20 protein-coding genes and 1 pseudogene are annotated in these 19,957 nt (G+C 67.5%); 13 read left to right on the top strand and 8 right to left on the bottom strand.

All coding sequences use genetic code 11. The annotated features are described in order from the left end of the window. The first annotated feature begins 3 nt into the window (after nucleotides 1–3). The 3 genes and pseudogenes from metG (at nucleotide 4) to ACJ7Z0_RS11035 (ending at nucleotide 4,033) form a co-directional block, all read left to right on the top strand. Nucleotides 4–2,100: a methionine--tRNA ligase gene (metG, locus tag ACJ7Z0_RS11025; RefSeq protein WP_434789892.1), complete on the top strand. Its 2,097-nt coding sequence runs from the start codon at nucleotides 4–6 to the stop codon at nucleotides 2,098–2,100. A gap of 15 nt (nucleotides 2,101–2,115) precedes the next feature. Beyond that, nucleotides 2,116–2,313: a hypothetical protein gene (locus tag ACJ7Z0_RS11030; RefSeq protein ID WP_369654921.1), complete on the top strand. Its 198-nt coding sequence runs from the start codon at nucleotides 2,116–2,118 to the stop codon at nucleotides 2,311–2,313. A gap of 44 nt (nucleotides 2,314–2,357) precedes the next feature. Continuing rightward, nucleotides 2,358–4,033: pseudogene (locus ACJ7Z0_RS11035) on the top strand (SulP family inorganic anion transporter). On the opposite strand, the gene ACJ7Z0_RS11040 reads toward ACJ7Z0_RS11035, so the two are convergent. After that, the gene (locus tag ACJ7Z0_RS11040; protein ID WP_431128319.1) at nucleotides 4,030–4,536 is read right to left on the bottom strand and encodes an outer membrane protein assembly factor BamE; all 507 of its coding nucleotides are present in this window, start codon (nucleotides 4,534–4,536) and stop codon (nucleotides 4,030–4,032) included. The pseudogene ACJ7Z0_RS11035 and the gene ACJ7Z0_RS11040 sit on opposite strands and share 4 nt — an antisense overlap. Nucleotides 4,537–4,575: 39 nt before the next feature. Between ACJ7Z0_RS11040 and ACJ7Z0_RS11045 the strand changes: the two genes are divergently transcribed. From ACJ7Z0_RS11045 to ACJ7Z0_RS11075, 7 genes are all read left to right on the top strand, one after another. Next, nucleotides 4,576–4,782, top strand: coding sequence for a DUF3460 family protein (locus ACJ7Z0_RS11045; protein ID WP_093014922.1), 207 nt, complete (start codon nucleotides 4,576–4,578; stop codon nucleotides 4,780–4,782). 68 nt (nucleotides 4,783–4,850) lie between these two features. Beyond that, nucleotides 4,851–5,687, top strand: a complete 837-nt coding sequence (locus ACJ7Z0_RS11050) for a segregation and condensation protein A (RefSeq protein ID WP_093014920.1) — start codon at nucleotides 4,851–4,853, stop codon at nucleotides 5,685–5,687. A gap of 14 nt (nucleotides 5,688–5,701) precedes the next feature. Then, complete coding sequence (nadB, locus tag ACJ7Z0_RS11055; protein WP_434789893.1) at nucleotides 5,702–7,285, top strand: L-aspartate oxidase; 1,584 nt, start codon at nucleotides 5,702–5,704, stop codon at nucleotides 7,283–7,285. A 71-nt stretch (nucleotides 7,286–7,356) separates the two neighbouring features. After that, nucleotides 7,357–8,247 (top strand): 3-methyl-2-oxobutanoate hydroxymethyltransferase, encoded by an 891-nt coding sequence (panB, locus tag ACJ7Z0_RS11060; RefSeq protein ID WP_434789894.1) that lies wholly within the window; start codon nucleotides 7,357–7,359, stop codon nucleotides 8,245–8,247. Between the two features lie 12 nt (nucleotides 8,248–8,259). After that, nucleotides 8,260–9,111, top strand: coding sequence for a pantoate--beta-alanine ligase (panC, locus tag ACJ7Z0_RS11065; protein ID WP_434789895.1), 852 nt, complete (start codon nucleotides 8,260–8,262; stop codon nucleotides 9,109–9,111). Further along, complete coding sequence (gene queE, locus ACJ7Z0_RS11070; RefSeq protein WP_434789896.1) at nucleotides 9,108–9,746, top strand: 7-carboxy-7-deazaguanine synthase; 639 nt, start codon at nucleotides 9,108–9,110, stop codon at nucleotides 9,744–9,746. Before panC ends, queE begins: the two co-directional genes overlap by 4 nt. A 19-nt stretch (nucleotides 9,747–9,765) precedes the next feature. Then, entirely contained in the window at nucleotides 9,766–10,128 is a 363-nt protein-coding gene (locus ACJ7Z0_RS11075; RefSeq protein WP_093014906.1) for a 6-carboxytetrahydropterin synthase, read from the top strand. Nucleotides 10,129–10,256: 128 nt separating this feature from the next. Here the strand turns inward: ACJ7Z0_RS11075 and nadA are convergent, their stop codons facing one another. The 6 genes from nadA to ACJ7Z0_RS11105 form a co-directional block, all read right to left on the bottom strand. After that, entirely contained in the window at nucleotides 10,257–11,381 is a 1,125-nt protein-coding gene (nadA, locus tag ACJ7Z0_RS11080; RefSeq protein ID WP_434789897.1) for a quinolinate synthase NadA, read from the bottom strand. Nucleotides 11,382–11,387: 6 nt separating this feature from the next. Next, the gene (nadC, locus tag ACJ7Z0_RS11085; protein WP_434789898.1) at nucleotides 11,388–12,269 is read right to left on the bottom strand and encodes a carboxylating nicotinate-nucleotide diphosphorylase; all 882 of its coding nucleotides are present in this window, start codon (nucleotides 12,267–12,269) and stop codon (nucleotides 11,388–11,390) included. Nucleotides 12,270–12,284: 15 nt separating this feature from the next. Continuing rightward, on the bottom strand, nucleotides 12,285–13,328 hold the full coding sequence (locus ACJ7Z0_RS11090; protein ID WP_434789899.1) for an NAD(P)H-dependent glycerol-3-phosphate dehydrogenase: 1,044 nt from the start codon (nucleotides 13,326–13,328) through the stop codon (nucleotides 12,285–12,287). A gap of 24 nt (nucleotides 13,329–13,352) precedes the next feature. Beyond that, nucleotides 13,353–13,817: a protein-export chaperone SecB gene (gene secB, locus ACJ7Z0_RS11095; RefSeq protein WP_093014894.1), complete on the bottom strand. Its 465-nt coding sequence runs from the start codon at nucleotides 13,815–13,817 to the stop codon at nucleotides 13,353–13,355. Nucleotides 13,818–13,945: 128 nt separating this feature from the next. Then, nucleotides 13,946–14,206: a glutaredoxin 3 gene (gene grxC / locus ACJ7Z0_RS11100; RefSeq protein ID WP_431128293.1), complete on the bottom strand. Its 261-nt coding sequence runs from the start codon at nucleotides 14,204–14,206 to the stop codon at nucleotides 13,946–13,948. Between the two features lie 20 nt (nucleotides 14,207–14,226). Then, the gene (locus tag ACJ7Z0_RS11105; RefSeq protein WP_434792650.1) at nucleotides 14,227–14,610 is read right to left on the bottom strand and encodes a rhodanese-like domain-containing protein; all 384 of its coding nucleotides are present in this window, start codon (nucleotides 14,608–14,610) and stop codon (nucleotides 14,227–14,229) included. Nucleotides 14,611–14,715: 105 nt separating this feature from the next. Between ACJ7Z0_RS11105 and gpmA the strand changes: the two genes are divergently transcribed. The 3 genes from gpmA to ACJ7Z0_RS11120 all read left to right on the top strand — a co-directional run bounded on the left by gpmA (nucleotide 14,716) and on the right by ACJ7Z0_RS11120 (nucleotide 17,809). After that, complete coding sequence (gene gpmA, locus ACJ7Z0_RS11110) at nucleotides 14,716–15,459, top strand: 2,3-diphosphoglycerate-dependent phosphoglycerate mutase (protein WP_434789900.1); 744 nt, start codon at nucleotides 14,716–14,718, stop codon at nucleotides 15,457–15,459. Between the two features lie 104 nt (nucleotides 15,460–15,563). Further along, entirely contained in the window at nucleotides 15,564–17,006 is a 1,443-nt protein-coding gene (locus ACJ7Z0_RS11115; RefSeq protein ID WP_055803425.1) for a S41 family peptidase, read from the top strand. 38 nt (nucleotides 17,007–17,044) lie between these two features. Continuing rightward, nucleotides 17,045–17,809 carry a HesA/MoeB/ThiF family protein gene (locus ACJ7Z0_RS11120; protein WP_434789901.1) on the top strand — a complete coding sequence of 255 codons (765 nt, stop codon included), beginning with the start codon at nucleotides 17,045–17,047 and terminating at the stop codon, nucleotides 17,807–17,809. Nucleotides 17,810–17,854: 45 nt separating this feature from the next. On the opposite strand, the gene ACJ7Z0_RS11125 is transcribed toward ACJ7Z0_RS11120, so the two are convergent. Continuing rightward, on the bottom strand, nucleotides 17,855–19,885 hold the full coding sequence (locus ACJ7Z0_RS11125; protein ID WP_434789902.1) for an AsmA family protein: 2,031 nt from the start codon (nucleotides 19,883–19,885) through the stop codon (nucleotides 17,855–17,857). Nucleotides 19,886–19,957: the final 72 nt, after the last annotated feature.

The raw sequence follows: 19,957 nt of genomic DNA on the forward strand, positions 1-19,957 counted from the left end.
CCGATGTCCGCCCCGCGCAAGCTCTTCGTTACCACCGCCCTGCCCTATGCCAACGGCAAGTTCCATATCGGCCACATGATGGAATACATCCAGGCCGACATCTGGGTGCGGAACCAGCGAATGAATGGCGCCGAGGTCAACTTCGTCTGCGCCGACGACGCGCACGGCGCCGCCATCACCATCGCGGCCGACAAGGCCGGCGTGACGCCGCAGGCCTTCGTGGCCGAGATCGCCGCGGGCCGCAAGCCCTACCTCGACGGCTACTACATCTCCTTCGACAACTGGCACTCGACGGACGCGCCCGAGAACCACCAGCTCGCCCAGGACATCTACCGCGACCTGCGCGCCAACGGCTTCATCAGCAGCAAGAGCGTCGAGCAGTTCTACGACCCGGCCAAGGGCATGTTCCTGGCCGACCGCTTCATCAAGGGCGAATGCCCCAGCTGCCACTCGAAGGACCAGTACGGCGACAACTGCGAGGTGTGCGGCGCCGTCTACGCGCCCACCGAGCTGATCAACCCCTATTCGGCCCTGTCGGGCGCCAAGCCCGAGCTTCGCAGCTCGGAGCACTTCTTCTTCAAGCTCTCGGACCCGCGCTGCGAGGCCTACCTGAAAGAATGGACGGCCGCCGCCGGCCACGTGCAGCCCGAGGTGCAGAACAAGATCCGCGAGTGGCTCTACAAGGACGACGAAGGCAAGGGCGGCCTCGGCGACTGGGACATCAGCCGCGACGCGCCCTACTTCGGCATCGAGATTCCCGATGCGCCGGGCAAGTACTTCTACGTGTGGCTGGACGCACCTGTGGGCTACCTGGCCTCGCTGAAAAACCTGCTTGACAAGCGCTGCATCGAGCTTGGCGGCGACGGCATCTCGTACACCGAGTACATGGCCGATCCCGACCTGGAGCAGGTGCACTTCATCGGCAAGGACATCATCACCTTCCACACGCTGTTCTGGCCCGCGATGCTGCATTTCAGCGGCCGCAAGGCGCCCGATGCCGTGTACGTGCACGGCCACCTGACGGTCAGCGGCGAGAAGATGAGCAAGAGCCGCGGTACGGGCATCGACCCGCTCAAGTACCTCTCGATCGGCCTGGACCCTGAGTGGCTGCGCTACTACATCGCGGCCAAACTCAACGGCCGCAACGAGGACATCGACTTCAACCCCGAGGACTTCGTGGCGCGCGTGAACAGCGACCTCGTGGGCAAGTACATCAACATCGCGAGCCGCGCGGCGGGCTTCATCGGCAAGCGCTTCGGCGGCCAGCTGGGCGAGGTGTCGGCCGACGGCGACGCGCTGCTGTTCGCGCTGCGCGACGCGGCGCCGCAGCTGCATGCGCTCTACGACGGCCGCGACTACGCCCGCGCGCTACGCGAGGTGATGGCGCTGGCCGACAAGGTGAACGAGTACGTCGATCAGAACAAGCCCTGGGAGCTGGCCAAGAAGGAAGGCCAGGAGGCGCGGCTGCACGACGTGTGCACCGTGTGCATCGAGGCTTTCCGCCTGCTCACGCTGTACCTGAAGCCGGTGCTGCCGGCGCTGGCCGTGAACGTCGAGGCCTTCCTCAAGATCGCACCGCTCGCGTGGGCCGATGCCGCACAGGCGCTGCCCGTGGGCCATGCCATCGGCGACTACAAGCACCTGATGCAGCGCGCGGATGCCAAGGTGGTCGACAAGCTGTTCGACGCACCTGAACCGGCGCCTGCCGCCGCCGCGGAAACGGCGGCCGATGCGCTGCCGGGCGGCGAGGCCATCGCGCCCACCATCACCATCGACGATTTCGCGAAGATCGATCTGCGCATCGCGAAGATCGTGGCCTGCGAGAAGGTCGAGGGCTCGACCAAGCTGCTGCGGCTGACGCTCGATGCGGGCGAAGCGAAGACCCGCAACGTGTTCAGCGGCATCGCCTCGGCCTATGAGCCCGAGCAGCTGGTGGGCAAGCTCACCGTGCTGGTGGCCAACCTCGCGCCGCGCAAGATGAAGTTCGGCCTCAGCGAAGGCATGGTGCTGGCCGCCAGCCACGCCGACGAAAAAGCCAACCCCGGCATCCACGTGCTCGAACCCTGGCCAGGCGCCACGCCCGGCATGCGGGTTCGCTGACCCCAAGGACCTCCCATGCTCAAACGCACCCTCCTCCTGTTGTCATTCGCAGCCATGCTGAGCGGTTGCGCGGTGGTGACTGTGGCCGGTACCGCCGTGAGCGTGGGTGCCAGTGCGGTCGGCCTGGCCGCGGATGCGGCCATCGGCACCGCGCGCATCACGGGCAAGGCCGTGGGCGCGGCGGCCGACGCGGTGATTCCGGACAGCGACTGAACGGCGGCCACCCGGGCCGGCGCGGGGTACACAATGAGTGCCCCATGCAGTCACCGCTGAACATCACCCGCTTTCGCCCGCGCCTGCTCGACGCCCTGGCGGGCTACGACCGGACGCGTTTTTTCAAGGACCTGGCGCGGGCGCCACGGTCGGCATCGTGGCGCTGCCGCTGGCCATGGCGTTTGCCATCGCCTCGGGGCTCAAGCCCGAGGCCGGCATCTGGACGGCGATCATCGCGGGCTTCCTGATCTCGCTCCTGGGCGGCTCGGCGGTGCAGATCGGCGGGCCGGCCGGCGCGTTCATCGTGATCGTCTACGGCATCGTCGAACGCTACGGCGTGGCGAACCTGCTGATATCGACCGCCTGCGCCGGGGTGCTGATGTTCGCGGCGGGGCTGTTCGGGCTGGGACGGCTGGTGCGCTTCGTGCCGCTGTCGATCGTGGTGGGCTTCACCAACGGCATTGCGGTGCTGATCCTGCTGTCGCAGCTCAAGGACCTGCTCGGACTCACGGTGGCGAAGATGCCGGCGGACGTGTTCTCGCAGCTGCATGCCATGGCGCTGCAGATCGGCACCTTCAACCCTTATGCCTTCGCGCTGGGGCTGGCCTGCGTGCTTGGCCTGGCGGTCTGGCCGATGCTGCTGCGCGATGAGTCGAAGGTGGGCCACGCGGTGCAGCGCCTGGCGGGCCGCATGGCGCGCTCGCGCGCGGTGCTGGTGGGCGCGCGCTTGCCGGGACCCATCGTGGCGCTGGTGACGCTCACGCTGGTGTCATGGGGTTTCGAGCTGCCGGTGGAAACCATCGGCACGCGCTTCGGCGGCATTCCCGAGGGCGCCCCGGCCTTCGCGCTGCCCGACTTTTCGTGGGAAACGGTCAAGCAGCTGGTTACGCCCACGCTGACCATCGCGCTGCTGGGCGCCATCGAGTCGCTGCTGTGCGCCCGCGTGGCCGACCAGCTCAGCGGCCAGCCGCGCCACGACCCGAATCAGGAGCTGATGGCGCAGGGCATTGCCAACCTGGTCACGCCCTTCTTCGGCGGCATGCCGGCCACCGGCACCATTGCGCGCACGGTGACCAACATCCGTTCGGGCGGCAGTTCGCCGATTGCCGGCATCGTGCACGCGGTCACGCTGATGGTGGTGGTGCTGCTGGCCGCGCCGCTGGCGCGCCATGTGCCGCTCGCGGTGCTGGCGGGCATTCTGGTGTTCGTGGGCCTGAACATGGGCGAATGGCGCGAGTTCACGCCGGGGCAGCTGCGGCACTTCAGCCGCCACTACCGGCTGCTGATGCTCGGCACCTTCTTTCTCACGGTCGTGTTCGACCTGACGGTGGCGGTGCAGGTAGGCATCGTGCTGGCTTGCGCCCTCTTCATCCGGCGCATGAGCGGGCTTTTCAGCGTCGAGCTGGTCACGATGCAGCCACCGGTGCTCACCTATCGGCTCTACGGCGCGCTGTTTTTCGGGGCCGCGGCCAAGCTGGACGAGGCGGTGAACGCGGCCGAGAGCGCGCCGCGCGGCATGACGGTGGTGCTCGACGCCACACACCTCATCTACCTGGACGCGACCGGCGTCGATGCGCTGCGCCAGCTGCACCGCGCGGTGCTGGCGCGCGACGGGCTGCTGCGCCTGGAGTCGCTGCAGCCGCAGCCGCTCGAGGTGATCGTGCGCTCGGGATTCGCCGACGAGCTGACGAGCGGCCAGCCGCACGCGGCCGAGGGCTAGTTTGCCTCGGCGCCCCGGTCGGGCGACGAGCCGCTGCGCACCACGCGCTGGTCGTCGTTCAAGGTGGCGGTGAACACCATGGGCGAATTCGGCGGCTGGACCCAGCGCCATTCCCATTCGGTTTCGCGCTTGAGCGCGTAGGGCGTGACCTTGGCGGGCTTGCCGAGCAGCTTGCGCAGGTCTTCCATCATCATGCCCGGCTGCACCTTGGCAAAGTTCTCGGGCGTCAGCACCTGGCGCAGCGCGCTCATCTTGCCGTCGGCGCCGATGGTGATCATGTAGTTCTTCTGGCCCTGCGGCTGGCGGTTGTACTCGAGCACCCGGCCGTTCGGCGCGTCCCAGATGTTCTCGGGCTCGCCGAACCTGGCGCGCACGTCGGCCTCGGTCGAGACGCCCTCCTCCAGCTCGCCGATGCGCTGCGGGTCGCATCCCGAAAGCCCCATCAATGCCGCCGCCAATAACGCTGTTGCACAGCCGATCCGCCACTGTTGTCGTCGCTTCATGCCATCCCCGGTAAAATTCGCGCTTCAAAGGTCCAGTCTATGTCCATCTTCCGCCGCCCCCACTACACCTCCGAGATCACCAGCTTCATCGAGGAGATGAAAGAAAAGAAGCCGACGCTGGAAGCCGAACAGCGCGCCGGCCGTGCCCTGCTGTGGGACAAGCACCTCGACCGCAGCCTGCTCGAGGAATACAGCGAGGCCAACGTACCGCAGCAGCCGTACGTCTACCAGACCCAAGTCAAGTAATGGTGCCCAGCCGGCATCCATCGTTCGTCCTCATCGCCTGCAGCTATTGAAATGATAGCAAGCACCCGATGAAGGGCAACGAGGACAACGACACGCTCGTGGCCAGCATGCCTGAGGTGGTCGACCAGGTCGCGCTCGCCAGGCTCTATGGCGAGCCGTTGTTCGCGATGCCGAAGGACCTGTACATCCCGCCGGAGGCGCTGCAGGTCTTTCTCGAAGCCTTCGAAGGTCCGCTGGACCTGCTGCTCTACCTGATCAGGAAGCAGAACTTCAACATCCTCGACATCCCGATGGCGGGGCTCACGCGGCAGTACCTGAGCTACGTCGACGAGATCCGCCAGACGAATCTCGAACTCGCGGCCGAGTATCTGCTGATGGCCGCGATGCTGATCGAGATCAAGTCGCGCATGCTGCTGCCGCCCAAGAAGGTGGCGGAAGGCGAAGAGGCCGAAGACCCGCGCGCAGAGCTGGTGCGCCGCCTGCTGGAGTACGAGCAGACCAAGCTGCAGGCCGCCGCCATCAGCGCCATGCCGACCTACGGGCGCGACTTCTGGAAGGGGCAGGTCTACATCGAGCAATCGCTCAAGCCCCGCTTTCCCGACATGAACGTGGTCGAGCTGCGCGATGCGTGGGCCGACATCATGAAGCGCGCCAAGCTCGTGCAGCACCACAAGATCTCGCGCGAGGAACTCAACGTGCGCGAGCACATGAGCATCGTGCTGCGCCACCTGCAGGGGCAGCGCTTCGTCGAGTTCGAGAAACTGTTCGACCCGTCGCGCGGCGCGCCGGTGCTGATCGTCACCTTCATCGCGATGCTCGAGCTCGCGAAGGAAACGCTGATCGACATCACGCAGGCGGAAGCCTTCGCACCCATCTACGTGCGCCTGGCGTACTCGCCGGCCTGACAGCGGAGCCCGGCGTGCGCGACTTCGACGTCCTCATCGTCGGCAGCGGCCTCGCAGGCCTCTCGGCCGCGCTGCACCTGGCGCCGACGCACCGCGTTGCCGTGCTGACCAAGCGCGCATTGAGCGACGGCTCCAGCGCCTGGGCGCAGGGCGGCATTGCGGCCGTGCTGGCCGCGGGCGACAGCTTCGATGCGCATGTGGAAGACACGCTGGCGGCCGGCGCGGGCCTCTGCGACCCCGAGGCCACGCGCTTCGTGGTCGAGCATGCGCCCGAGGCCATCGGCTGGCTGCGCGAACTGGGCGTGCCGTTCTCCGAAGAAGCGAAGGAAAACGGCGGGGGCCTGCACCTGACGCGCGAAGGCGGCCACAGCCAGCGCCGCATCGTGCACGTGACCGACGCGACTGGCGCGGCCGTGCAGCAGGTGCTGATCGAGCGGGTGCGCCGCACGCCGAACATCACGCTGTTCGAGCATCACACGCTGGTCGACCTGATCACGGGGCCCAAGATCGGGCTCGATGACCCGGCCTGCCTGGGCCTCTACGCGCTGGACGACGAGACCGACGAGGTGCTGGCCTTCCGCGCCCCGCACACCATCCTGGCCACCGGCGGCGCTGGCAAGGTGTACCTGTACACGACCAACCCCGACACCGCCACTGGCGACGGCATTGCCGCTGCGTGGCGCGCGGGCTGCCGGGTGTCGAACATGGAATTCGTCCAGTTTCACCCAACCTGCCTGTACCACCCGCACGCCAAGTCCTTCCTGATCAGCGAGGCGGTGCGCGGCGAAGGCGGGCTGCTGAAGTTGCCCGACGGCACGCGCTTCATGCCGAAGCACGACGAGCGCGCCGAACTCGCACCGCGCGACGTGGTGGCCCGCGCCATCGACTTCGAGATGAAGAAGCACGGCCTGGACTGCGTGCACCTCGACATCTCGCACCAGCCGGCCGCGTTCCTGAAAGAGCATTTTCCCAACATCCTCGCGCGCTGCGCGGAGCTGGGCATCGACATCACGCGCGAACCCATTCCGGTGGTGCCGGCCGCCCACTACACCTGCGGCGGCGTGCTGAGCGATCTCGCCGGGCGCACCGACGTGCCCGGCCTCTACGCCATCGGCGAAACCGCCTGCACGGGCCTGCACGGCGCGAATCGCTTGGCCAGCAACTCGCTGGTCGAGTGCATGGTGTTCGCGCGCGCCGCGACCGGCGCCATCGCCGCGGCACCGGCGCGCGGCAGCGCCCAACTGCCTGCCTGGGACGACAGCCGCGTCACCGACGCCGACGAGGCCGTGGTCATCTCCCACAACTGGGACGAGCTGCGCCGCTTCATGTGGGACTACGTGGGCATCGTGCGCACCAACAAGCGCCTGGAGCGCGCGAGCCATCGCATCGCGCTGCTGCAGGCAGAGATCCAGGAGTTCTATGCGAACTTCCACGTCACGCGCGACCTGCTCGAACTGCGCAACCTGGTGCAGGTGGCCGAGCTGATCGTGCGCTCCGCGCAGTCCCGCCACGAGAGCCGTGGCCTGCATTTCAGCCGCGACTATCCTTCGCTCGCCGAGCCCACCGCACCCACGGTGCTGGTGCCGCCGGCCGAGTGATCGACCCACCCGCTTCGTTTTCTTCACCCAAGGATGCCCGGCCACCGACGCCCGCAGGGAGAAACCCAACCATGTCGAACACCACACCCATCGCTGAAACACCCCCGGCCTCGCCCTACGGCACGCTGCCGCCGGCCTCCCCGCTCGCCTCGCGCAAGCCCGTGAGCCTGCCGCGCCTGGCCGACATGCACGCGCGCGGCGAGAAGATCGCCATGCTCACGGCCTACGACGCCACCTTCGCGGCCATGGCCGACGCGGCGGGCGTCGACTGCCTCCTGGTCGGCGATTCGCTCGGCATGGTCTGCCAGGGCCTGAACAGCACGGTGGGCGTGAGCCTGGACACCATGCGCTATCACACCGACAGCGTTTCGCGCGGCCTGCGCCGCGTGCTGGGCACGGCCTGGCTGATTGCCGACCTGCCCTTCGGAAGCTACCAGGAATCGCGCGAACAGGCGCTCGCCAGCGCCACCGTGCTGATGCAGGCCGGCGCGCACATGGTCAAGCTCGAAGGCGGCGGCTGGACCACCGAGACAGTGCGCTTCCTGGTCGAGCGCGGCATTCCGGTGTGCGCGCATCTGGGCCTGACGCCGCAGACCGTGCATGCGCTCGGCGGCTACCGCGTGCAGGGCAAGGGCGATGCTGGCGTGCTCCTGAAGCAGCAGGCCCACGCGCTGCAGGACGCGGGCGCCGCGATGCTGGTGCTCGAGATGGTGCCGGCCGCGCTGGCCGCCGAACTCACCGCCGAGCTGAAGCACTGCGCCACCATCGGTATCGGCGCGGGCAAGGCCACCGCCGGCCAGGTGCTGGTATTGCACGACATGCTGGGCATCAACCTCGGCAAGATGCCGAAGTTCGTGCGCAACTTCATGGCCGACGCGTCGGGCGTGCTGCCCGCCCTCAAGGCCTATGTGCAGGCCGTCAAGGACGGCAGCTTCCCCGACGACCAACGCCACGCCTGGTAAGGAACCGAGACCATGTACATCGCACACACCGTGGCCGAGCTTCGCGACCATCTGGCCGCGTTCAAGCGTCCCGCCTTCGTTCCCACCATGGGCAACCTGCACGACGGTCACCTCGCGCTGATCAGGCAGGCCAAGCCGCTGGGCGACGTGACGGTGGCGAGCATCTTCGTCAATCGCCTGCAGTTTCTACCGCACGAGGATTTCGACACCTACCCGCGCACCTGGGACAGCGACTGCGAGAAGCTGCGCACGGCCGGCTGCGACGTGCTGTTCGCGCCCGATGAAAAGGCGCTCTACCCCGAGCCACAGACCTGCAAGGTGCATCCGGACCCTGCGCTGGCCGACATTCTCGAAGGCCACTTCCGCCCCGGCTTCTTCATCGGCGTGTGCACGGTGGTGATGAAGCTCTTCAGCTGCGTGCAGCCGCGCGTGGCCGTGTTCGGCAAGAAGGACTACCAGCAGCTGATGACGATCCGCCACATGGTGCGGCAGTTCGCGCTGCCCATCGAGATCGTGGGCAGCGAGACTTTCCGCGCCGACGATGGGCTGGCGCTGTCGTCGCGCAACGGCTACCTGAGCAAGGAGGAGCGCGCGGAGGCCGTGCAGCTCTCGAAGGCGCTGAAGGCCATGGCCGAAGCCGTGCAAGCCGGCGAACGCGATTTGGCCGCGATCGAAGCACGGGCAATGCAGGCGCTGGCACAGCGCGGCTGGCAGCCGGACTATCTTGTGCTGCGGCGCCGTTCCGATCTGCAGGCGCCCACCTCCGCCGATCTGGCCGGCGAGCCGCTCGTGGCGCTGGCCGCGGCTCGGCTGGGCGGCACGCGGCTGATCGACAACCTCGAAATCGACATCTCCAGCTCATGACCTACAGCGTCAAGGAAATCTTCTACACCCTGCAGGGCGAAGGCGGCCAGGCGGGCATGCCGGCCGTGTTCTGCCGCTTTGCCGGCTGCAACCTCTGGACCGGCCGCGAGGAAGACCGCGCTGCGGCCGTCTGCCGTTTCTGCGACACCGACTTCGTCGGCACCGACGGCACGCTCGGCGGCAAGTTCAGGGATGCCGGCCAGCTCGCCGACACCATCGCCGCGCAGTGGCCGGCGAACGATGCCGAGCACCGGCTGGTGGTGCTGACCGGCGGCGAGCCGTTGCTGCAGGTGGATGCGGCGCTGGTCGACGCGCTGCATGCGCGGCGCTTTCGCATCGCGGTCGAAAGCAACGGCACCGTCGTGGCGCCCGAAGGCATCGACTGGCTCTGCATCAGCCCCAAGGCCGGCGCGCCCTGGGTGCAGCAGCGCGGTCAGGAACTGAAACTGGTGTGGCCGCAGACCGAATTCGACCTCGACACGATGGCGCGCACAGGCGAGTTCACCCACCGCTTCCTGCAGCCGATGGACGGGCCCGACCGGGTCGCGAACACCGAACTTTGCATTGCCGAATGCATGAAGCAGCCGGTTTGGCGCCTGAGCGTCCAGACCCACAAGATCACTGGCATCCGCTAAGCGCGGAGAGACTTTTCAGATGCGATTCACTATCAGCCAACGCTTTTTCTTCGACGCCGCGCACACGCTGAAGCGCGACATCGAGGTCGAAGGCAGCCGCCGTATCCACGGCCACACCTACCACGCCGAAGTCTGGCTTTCGGGCCAGCGCGATCCCGTGACGGGCATGGTGATCGACCTGGGGCTGCTGCGCCGCCGTCTGGACGAGGTGCGCGAACTGCTGGACCACCACCTGCTGGACGACGTGGCGGGGCTGCATCCGCCGACGCTGGAGAACCTCTGCCTTTTCATTGCCGATGCGCTGCCGGAATTCCACGCGTCGCTCGCGCGGGTACGGGTGTGGCGAGAGGCACTGGGCGACAGCTGCACGCTGGAGTTCTAAGGGTTTTACTCCCTCTCCCCTTGGGGAGAGGGTTGGGGTGAGGGCTGCGGCAGCAAAGTTAGCGCGATGTTGCGAGGCCCGCTGCCCTCACCCTAGCCCTCTCCCAGAGGGAGAGGGACAACGCGAATTCAGGCGGCGCCGATGCCTGCGATCAGGCTGCCAGCCGGCTGACCATTCTTCAGCCCGGCCGTAAACGCCAGCATCCGGTCAATCGGCACCCGCGCCCGCAGCCCCAGCGCCGGATCGACGTGAATCTCGCCCGCACCGGTTTCCAGCGCGTTCGCGAGTTCCACCAGCCCGTTCATCGCCATCCAGGGGCAATGCGCGCAGCTCTTGCATGTGCCCCCATTGCCGGCCGTCGGCGCTTCGATGAAAGTCTTTCCGGGGTTCAGCGTGCGCAGCTTGTGCAGCATGCCGGTATCTGTGGCGACGATGAATTCCTTCGCGTCCAGGCGCCGTGCCGCATTCAGGATCGCGGAGGTCGAGCCGACCGCATCGGCCAGCGCAATCACGTCGGCCGGCGACTCCGGATGCACCAGCACCTTGGCGGCCGGATGGTCTTTCATGAGCAGCTCGAGCTCGAGCGCCTTGAACTCGTCGTGCACGATGCAGGCGCCGTTCCAGCTCACCATGTCGGCGCCGGTCTGCCGCTGGATGTAGTCGCCCAGGTGGCGGTCGGGGCCCCAGAGGATCTTGCGGCCCTGTGCGTGCAGCGCGCTCACCACGTCGAGCGCGCAGCTCGACGTGACGAGCCAGTCGGCGCGCGCCTTCACGGCCGCGCTGGTGTTGGCATAGACGACCACGGTACGGTCGGGGTGCTGGTCGCAGAAGGCGCTGAATTCGTCGACCGGGCAGCCCAGGTCGAGCGAGCAATGGGCGTCCAGGTCGGGCATCAGCACGCGCTTCTCGGGCGAGAGGATCTTGGCGGTCTCGCCCATGAAGCGCACGCCCGACACCACCAGCGTGGTGGCGGCATGGTCGCGGCCGAAGCGCGCCATCTCGAGCGAATCGCTCACGATGCCGCCGGTTTCCTCGGCCAGGTCCTGCAGGTCGGCGTGCACGTAGAAGTGCGACACCATCACCGCATTGCGTTCGCGCAGCAGGCGGCGAATGCGCTCCTTGAGTGCGATGCGCTCGCCGGGCGAGGGCTCGGGCGGCACGCGCGCCCAGGCGTGGCGGGTGTCGCAGGCGGCGCCGGCGCCCTGCGCCGCGGGCTGTTCGTAGTCGACGTCGATGACGGAAGCGGTCGCCATGGCGGTTCAGTGCTCGGGTTGGAAGCGCATCGAATAATCGATGGCCTTGACGTCCTTGGTCAACGCACCGACCGAGATGCGGTCGACACCGGTTTCGGCCAGGGCGCGCAGGCCCTCCAGCGTCACGCCGCCGGATATTTCGAGCACGGCCTTGCGGTCGGCGCCGGCCTCGTCGTTGATGCGAACCGCCTCGCGCAGGGTCGGCAGGTCCATGTTGTCGAGCAGCACCATGCGCGCGCCGGCTTCCAGCGCTTCGCGCAGCTGCCCCAGCGTTTCGACCTCGACCTCGACGAAGGCTGCGCGCTCTGCCGCGGGTGCCACGGCACGCAGCGCCGCGGCCACGCCGCCGGCAGCAGCGATGTGGTTTTCCTTGATGAGCACCGCGTCGTAAAGGCCGATGCGATGGTTCAGGCCGCCGCCGGTGCGCACCGCGTATTTCTGCGCCAGGCGCAGGCCCGGCAGGGTCTTGCGGGTGTCGACGATGCGGGCGCGCGTGCCGCGAACCGCATCGGCGTACAGGGCGGTCTTGGTGGACACCGCGCTCAGCAGCTGAAGAAAATTGAGCGCGGTGCGCTCAGCCGTCAGCAGCGCGCGGGCGCTGCCCTCGATTTCGAGCACGACCTGATCGGCCGCGCAGCGCTCGCCCTCGCCGTACAGCCAGCGGATGCGGGCCTCTGGATCGAGCTGCCGCACGGTGGCTTCGACCCAGGGCGCACCGCAGACCACGGCTGCCTCGCGCGCCAGCACGCGGGCAACGGCGCGGCGGCCGGGATCGACCAGCGAAGCGGTCAGGTCGCCGTCGGCCACGTCTTCCTGCAGTGCGCGGGCGGCGTCGGCGTGGGCCAGCTCGGCCACGGCCGGCGCCGAAAAATCAAAGCGAAGGCTCATGGCTCTCTTGTCTCTTCAGTCTTGTTGGGGTGAACCGCGCGGGTCCGCGGGCGCGAGCACCGACTCGGGCACCGGATCGCGGCCGGTCAGCGAGGCAACGGCCTCCTTCGGGCTCAGCTTGCCGTCGAGCAGCGCGACCACGCCTTCGGCGATGGGCATTTCGACGCCCAGGCCCCGCGCGCGCTGCACCACGGTGCGTGCGCAATAGACGCCTTCGGCCACGTGCCCCAGCGAAGCCACGGCCTCTGCCAGGGTGCGCCCCTGCGCCAGCAGCAGGCCGACCTTGCGATTGCGCGACAGGTCGCCGGTCGAGGTCAGCACCAGGTCGCCCAGGCCGGAAAGGCCCATGAAAGTCTCGGCGCGCGCACCGAGCGCCACCCCGAAGCGCGTCATTTCCGCCAGGCCGCGCGTGATGAGCGCGGCGCGCGCATTGAGCCCCAGCGCCAGTCCGTCGCAAAGGCCGGTGGCAATGGCCAGCACGTTCTTGACCGCGCCGCCGACTTCGACACCCACGATGTCGTCGTTGGCATAGACGCGCAAGGCCGGCCCATGGAAGGCATCGACCAGCGCGTCGCGCACCGCCGCATGCGGGCTCGCGGCCACCAGCGCGGTGGGCCGGCCTTCAGCGACTTCTTGTGCAAAGCTCGGCCCGCTGAGCACGCCCGCTAGCAATTCAGGAGCAACCTGCGCCCATATCTCGTGGGCCAGCAAGCCAAAGGAGGCGGGAGATTGGTCAAGCGCAGGCTCGACGCCCTTGCACAGCCACGCCACCGGCACGGTCGTGCCGCGCAAATCCTTGAGCTGCTGGCGCAGGGCGGCCATGGGCGTGGCGACTATGACGAGTTCGGCGCCCACCCGGGCTTGGCGGAGATCGCCGGCCCGCACCGTGAGCGAGGGCGGCAAAGCCAGGCCAGGCAGGTAGCGGATGTTTTCGTGCGCGGCCGAGATCGCGGCGGCCTGGGCCGCATCGCGCGCCCAGAGCGTGACCTCGTGGCGGCCCGCCGCGTTGACAGCCAGCGCCGTGCCCCAGGCACCGGCGCCATGAACGCAGATCTTCATCGGCGTTGCGGCGTCGTGCCAGGTTTACTGCGCGAGGGTCGGCGAGGGCTGGCCGGCGGCCTGAGCCTGCTGCTGCTCGTACATCGCCTGGAAGTTGATTTCCGCCAGGTGCACGGGCGGGAAGCCGCCGCGCTGGATCACGTCGGCCACGTTGCCGCGCAGGTACGGATAGACGATCTGCGGGCAGGCGATGCCGAGGATCGGACCCATCTGGTCTTCGGGCAGGTTGCGGATCTCGAAGATGCCGGCTTGCTTGGCTTCGACCAGGAACACGGTCTTGTCCTGGATCTTGGTCTGCACGGTGGCCGACACGGTGATTTCGAAGATGCCTTCAGCCACCGGCTGGGCGTCCACGCCAAGCTGGATGTCGACGGTGGGCTGCTCCTGCTCGAGCAGGATGGCGGGCGAATTCGGCTGTTCGAGCGACAGGTCCTTGAGGTAGACGCGCTGGATCTGGAAAACGGGATCTTGGGCTTGCTGGTCGGCCATGGCTGAACTTTCGAGGATCAAAACAATGCCCGCCGGGGAGAGGTTCCCGCAGCGGGCTGCAGATGAATGGACTGAAGATTATCGCCCGACGCCCGGACCGCTTCCGCGACGTCCGGCTGCTTTGTGTATCAGGCGCCCTGCAGGAGCGGAACCAGGCCGCCGCGGCTGTCGAGCGCCATCAGGTCGTCGCAGCCACCCACGTGGGTGTCGCCGATGAAGATCTGCGGCACCGTACGGCGGCGGGTGACCTCCATCATGGTGTTGCGGGCAACCGGATCGCTGTCGATGCGGATTTCTTCGATCTGCTCGACACCCTTGGACTTGAGGATCTGCTTGGCACGAATGCAGTAGGGGCAGACGGCGGTGGTGTACATCTTGACGGCTTGCATACGCTCTAGCTGGGGAAGACTTAGGCTTTTTCAACCGGCAGGTTGGCCTCTTTCCAGGCCTTGAGGCCGCCAGCGACCGCCTGGGCCTGCTCGTAGCCGAGTTTCTTGGCCATGGCCACGGCGCGATGGGCGCGGGCCCCGGTGGCGCACACCAGAAGCAGCGGCACATTCTTGTTCTTGACCGCGCCGGTCAGCTTTTCCTCGAGCTGGTTCAGGGGCACGTTCTTGGCGCCGATCATGTGGCCGGTGGCGAACTCTTCGGGTTCGCGCACGTCGACCAGCACCGCGCGTTCGCGGTTGATGAGATGCACCGCTCCCTGGGCCGTGAGCGTGCCGCCGCTGGCGCCGCGAACCAGCGGCCAGGCCAGCATGCCACCCGAGCTGAGCGCGATCAGGATCAGCATCCAGTTGGCGGTGACGAATTCGATCAATTTCACGGGGGTTCCTTGGATGGCAAACCCGGGATTTTAGAATGCTGGTTTTCCCAAGCGCTGCCAAAGGCTTCCCACATGCACAAACTGGTACTGATCCGCCATGGCGAATCGACCTGGAATCTCGAAAACCGCTTCACCGGATGGACGGATGTCGACCTGACCGAAACCGGCATCGAGCAGGCCAAGCAGGCCGGCCGGCTGCTCAGGGCCGAGGGCTACGACTTCGACGTGGCCTACACCAGCGTGCTCAAGCGCGCCACCCGCACGCTCTGGCATACGCTGGACGAGCTCGACCGCACCTGGCTGCCGGTGGTCCATTCCTGGCGCCTGAACGAGCGCCACTACGGCGGCCTGCAGGGGCTGAACAAGGCCGAAACGGCCAAGAGATACGGCGACGAGCAGGTGCTGGTCTGGCGCCGCAGCTACAACACCCCTCCTCCGCCGCTGGAAGCCGACGACCCGCGCAGCGAACGCAGCGACATCCGCTACGCCAAGCTGTCGCCCGAGCAGATTCCGCTGACCGAGTGCCTGAAGGACACGGTGGCGCGTGTGCTGCCGTTCTGGAACGAATCGATGGCGCCGGCCATCCGCGCCGGGCGCCGCCTGGTGGTGGCGGCGCACGGCAATTCGATCCGGGCGCTGGTCAAGTACCTGGACGGCATTTCGGACGACGCCATCGTCGGACTGAACATTCCGAACGGCATTCCGCTGGTCTACGAGCTCGACGACGAGCTCAAGCCGCTGCGGCACTACTACCTGGGCGATGCCGCGGCCGCCGAAAAGGCCGCCGCGGCGGTGGCGTCACAGGGCAAAGGCTGAAGAAAAGAAAACCCTTGTCGGCGGTCCCCCGTGGAACCCCGGCAGGCAATTTGCTTCCAAGCTGTGTATATTGGCTCGACAGCCGACAAGGACAATCACTCATGATGGGCCAGAAATTGAAGATTACCGGCTGGGTCGCCGCTGGCGCCGTTGCCGGCGTCCTTACCACCGTCTCGTTGCAGACGGTCGCGCGCGGCTCGCTTGCGCCGCTCCCGCTCGAGGAATTGCAGCAGCTCGCTGCCGTTTTCGGCATGGTCAAGAGCGACTATGTCGAGCCGGTCGATGAGAAAAAGCTCATTTCCGACGCCATTTCCGGCATGGTGGCGGGGCTCGACCCGCATTCCCAGTACTTCGACAAGAAGTCCTTCAAGGAATTCAGGGAAGGCACGACCGGCCGATTCGTCGGCGTGGGCATCGAGATCTCGCAGGAAGACGGCCTCATCAAGGTGGTGTCGCCTATCGAGGGCTCACCGGCCTTCCGCGCCGGCCTGAAGCCGAACGACCTGATCACCAAGATCGACGACACCGCCGTGCGCGGCCTGTCGCTCAACGAAGCCGTCAAGCGCATGCGCGGCGAGGCCAACACCAAGGTGCTGCTGACCATCTTCCGCAAGGACGAGAGCCGCACCTTCCCGGTCACGATCACGCGGGAAGAAATCCGGACCCAATCGGTGCGCGGCAAGGTCATGGAGCCGGGCTACGGCTGGATCCGCCTGTCGCAGTTCCAGGAGCGCACGGTCGATGACTTCGTGAAGAAGGTCGAAGACATCTACAAGGAAGAGCCCAACCTCAAGGGCATGGTGCTCGACCTGCGCAACGACCCGGGCGGCCTGCTCGACGCGGCGGTGGCGATCTCGGCGGCCTTCCTGCCCGAAAACGTCACGGTGGTGTCCACCGACGGCCAGTTGGCCGAGAGCAAGTCGGTCTACAAGGCGGCGCCCGAGTTCTACCAGCGCCGCTCCGGCAGCGACCCGCTGCGCAACCTGCCCGCCGCCCTCAAGACCGTGCCGCTGGTGGTGCTGGTGAACGAAGGCTCGGCGTCCGCGAGCGAAATCGTCGCCGGTGCGCTGCAGGACCACAAGCGCGCCACCGTCATGGGCAGCCAGACCTTCGGCAAGGGCTCGGTGCAGACGGTGCGCCCGCTCGGACCGGATACCGGCCTCAAGATCACCACGGCGCGCTACTACACGCCGAGCGGCACCTCGATCCAGGCCAAGGGCATCGTGCCCAACGTGCTGGTCGACGAAAGCGCCGAGGGCAGCCCCTTCGCAGCCCTTCGCATGCGCGAGGCCGACCTCGAGAAGCACTTGGCCAGCGGCCAGGGCCCCGAGACCAAGGACCCGGAACGCGAAAAGGCCCGCGACGAAGCCCGCAAGCGCCTCGAGGAAGAAGCCAAGAAGCCGCCGCAGGACCGCAAGGTGCCCGAGTTCGGCACCGACAAGGACTTTCCGCTGGTGCAGGCGCTCAACCGCCTCAAGGGCCAGCCGGTGCTCGTGAGCAAGACGCAGGTCATCGTCGACAACAAGGAAGAGAAGAAGGAAAACTGAAGCACGCACCTGCCAAGGCAGGGCGGGCCGAGGCGCGCATGGACGATCACGACCTGCTGCGCTATTCGCGGCACATCCTGCTCGAGGAGTTCGGCATCGACGGCCAGGAGCGCGTCAGTGCCGGGCGCGCGCTGGTCATCGGCGCGGGCGGGCTGGGTTCGCCCGTGGCGCTGTACCTCGCGGCCGCCGGCGTCGGGCACATCGTGCTGGTGGACGACGACGAAGTCGACCTCACCAACCTGCAGCGCCAGGTCGCCCACACAAACGCACGCGTGGGCCGCCTCAAGGTCGAATCGGCCGCAGAGGCCATGCGCGGCATCAATCCCGACATCGCCATCGAGACGCACGCCCTGCGCGCGGACGAGGCGCTGCTCTTGCGGCTGGTCGCGGCGGCTGACGTGGTGGTCGACTGCTGCGACAACTTTGCCACCCGGCACGCCGTCAACCGCGCCTGCGTGGCGCACGGCAAGCCGCTGGTGGCCGGTGCGGCCATCCGCTTCGACGGCCAGCTGAGCGTGTACGACACGCGCGACCCCGCCTCCCCCTGTTATGCGTGCATCTTTCCGCCCGACGCGGCCTTCGAGGAGACGCTTTGCGCGGTGCTTGGCGTGTTCGGCCCGGTGGTCGGCACCATCGGCACGCTGCAGGCCAGCGAAGCGCTCAAGCTGCTGGCGGGGATCGGTCCGTCGCTGGCGGGCAAGCTCCTGATGTTCGACGGGCGCCGCACGGCGTTCGACATGCTGAAGATTGCGCGCGATCCGCATTGCAGCGTGTGCGCGCAACGCCCAGCAACAGGAACCTGACGGGTAGCGCGGCGCCAAAAGGCGGCGCAGCAGGCGCAGAAGGCCTCAGCGCTGCTGCTTCGCGCCCTTCGCCTTGGCTGCACCGGCGGCAGCCGCACCGGTTGAAGGTTTGTTGGCTTGCGCCAGCACACCCTTGCAATCGGCATCCTCGCCCGGCCCGGTCTCGACGGTGGCGGCCAGGGCCAGCAGCGGATTGAGCGCGCCCAGCACCAGGGCGGCGATGCCGCGCTCCGCCAGAGACGCCGCCTGCACCCCGCCGGTCGGCGCCCCGAAGGTGCCGCCGATGACCAGCGGCGAGCGCAGCGACAGGAAGCTCTTGTCCTTGGGCTCTGGGCGCACCACGAAGTCGAGCTTTTCGGTCGCCAGGTTGGCCTGGCCGCTGCCATAGAAAACGGTGTCTTCGGTGTCCAGCACCATGCTGCGGCTGGTCATGACGCCCTTGTTGACGTCGAAGGCCATGGCGGCGCAGCGCAGTTCGACGTTCTGGTCGCCGCGCAGCAGAAACTTGATGATCTCGGCGCCGTCCAGCCCCATGAACTCGAGCAACAGGTTGCTGAACCGCCCTCGGCCGGTCAGTGCCGCGACGTCGCCCGAGGCGCCGCCGAGCCAGCTTGCCACCGAGGTTCCCCGGCCCGACAGATTGATCCGGCCATCCAGCCTGCTGAAGCTGCTTCGCATGGTCTCGATCTTGGGGATCAGGCGGTTGAGCTGCACATTGCGCAGGTCGAGCGAGGCGCGGATGTCCGCCGGGTTCTGGGTGGCGTCGATGCGGATGGCGCCAGCCAGCTTGCCGCCGCCCACGCCCAAGTCGAGCGGCTCCAGCACAAGCACGCTGTTGTTCAGCTTGATCTGCACGCTGCCGCGGTCCAGCGGCATGTCGCGCACGTTCTTGATCCGGTCGGCCACGTACTTGACGTCGGCGTTCATCGCGCGCAGCCGGTCGAAGTCGAGGGTGGCGCTCGGCAGCACCTTGGCGTCCCGGCCGCGCTTGACCTGCTTGATGGTGGGGGGCGGTGCCACGCCTTCGACCGCCTTGGCCGACCGTTCGGTGGGCGGCAGGCCGATCAGCGGGCCCAGGTCATCCATGTCCATCACCCGGGAGCGCAGTTCGCCCGCGAGGTGCGGCACCTTGCCCGATTGGTCGAAGCGCATGTCGCCGGCAATGTCGGACAGGCCGAGCCTGCCCTTGAGTCCAGCCACCTCCCATTGCTTGCCGCGCTTGCGCAGATCGCCGCTCAGCGCATAGGGAGACGTTTCAGGCAGCGCAATGCCCAGCAGGGGGAACAAGGCGCCAAGGGTCTGGCCCTTGAGGTCGAACTTCGCGTCAATGCCGTCGAGGTCGGCAAAGTCGGTCACCGTGCCCGAGGCCTTGAGCCGCGTCTGGCCGGCAGCGGCATCGACCTCCAGCGGAAACGGCTGCCCGCCGGCCGCCTTGAGCTGCAGCACGTTGCCCGTGCGCCCTTCGGCGGTCAGCGGCTGGCCCTTGTAGCGGCCCTTGATGCGGTAGCTGAGCGGAAGCGTGCCAAGGCTGGTGTCGTAATTCACGTCGGCGTGCAGGTCGACTCCCAGGTGCTTGGCCAGGAAATCGACCGCACCGCTGTCGACCTGCATCAGGCCGATGACGGGAACGGTGCCGGGATCGGAGGTGTCCTTGCCGAGCGCCCAGGTACGCCGCCCGTCGGCTTCCATCTGAAGACCGAGGGTGGGCGAGACGAGCGCCAGCCGGGGAATCACGACCTTCTGCCTGATGAGGGGCCAGAGCCGGATGTCGAATTCGCCGCGCTCGGCCTTGACCAGGTAGGGGTCGCGCGCCCAAGGGGGATTGGCGAACTCGATGCCGTCGGCCTTGATGGTGGCTCCGCGCAGCCCGAGCCCGACGTCGAGCCGGCGCGTGATCTCGAACTTGCGCCCGGTCTTTTCGCTGACATAGCGGTTCAGGGGTTCGCGCAGCGTGTCCCACGGAAAGAACGCCAGCACCACCGCCAGCAGGGCGAGCAGCAGCAGGAAAGCCCCCAGCACCTTGAGCCAGAGCGGTCCGTTGCGAAGCTGGTTGCGAAGGACGACATTCGTTGCCATGCCGTCTGAATAAACCTGCCTTGGCGTTTCACGGGTCGGCAGTGGACCGCAAAAACCGTGAGGCATTGCCTA

The sequence above is a fragment of the Variovorax palleresanus genome, from assembly GCF_051144945.1.
Lineage (GTDB): Bacteria > Pseudomonadota > Gammaproteobacteria > Burkholderiales > Burkholderiaceae_C > Variovorax > Variovorax paradoxus_S.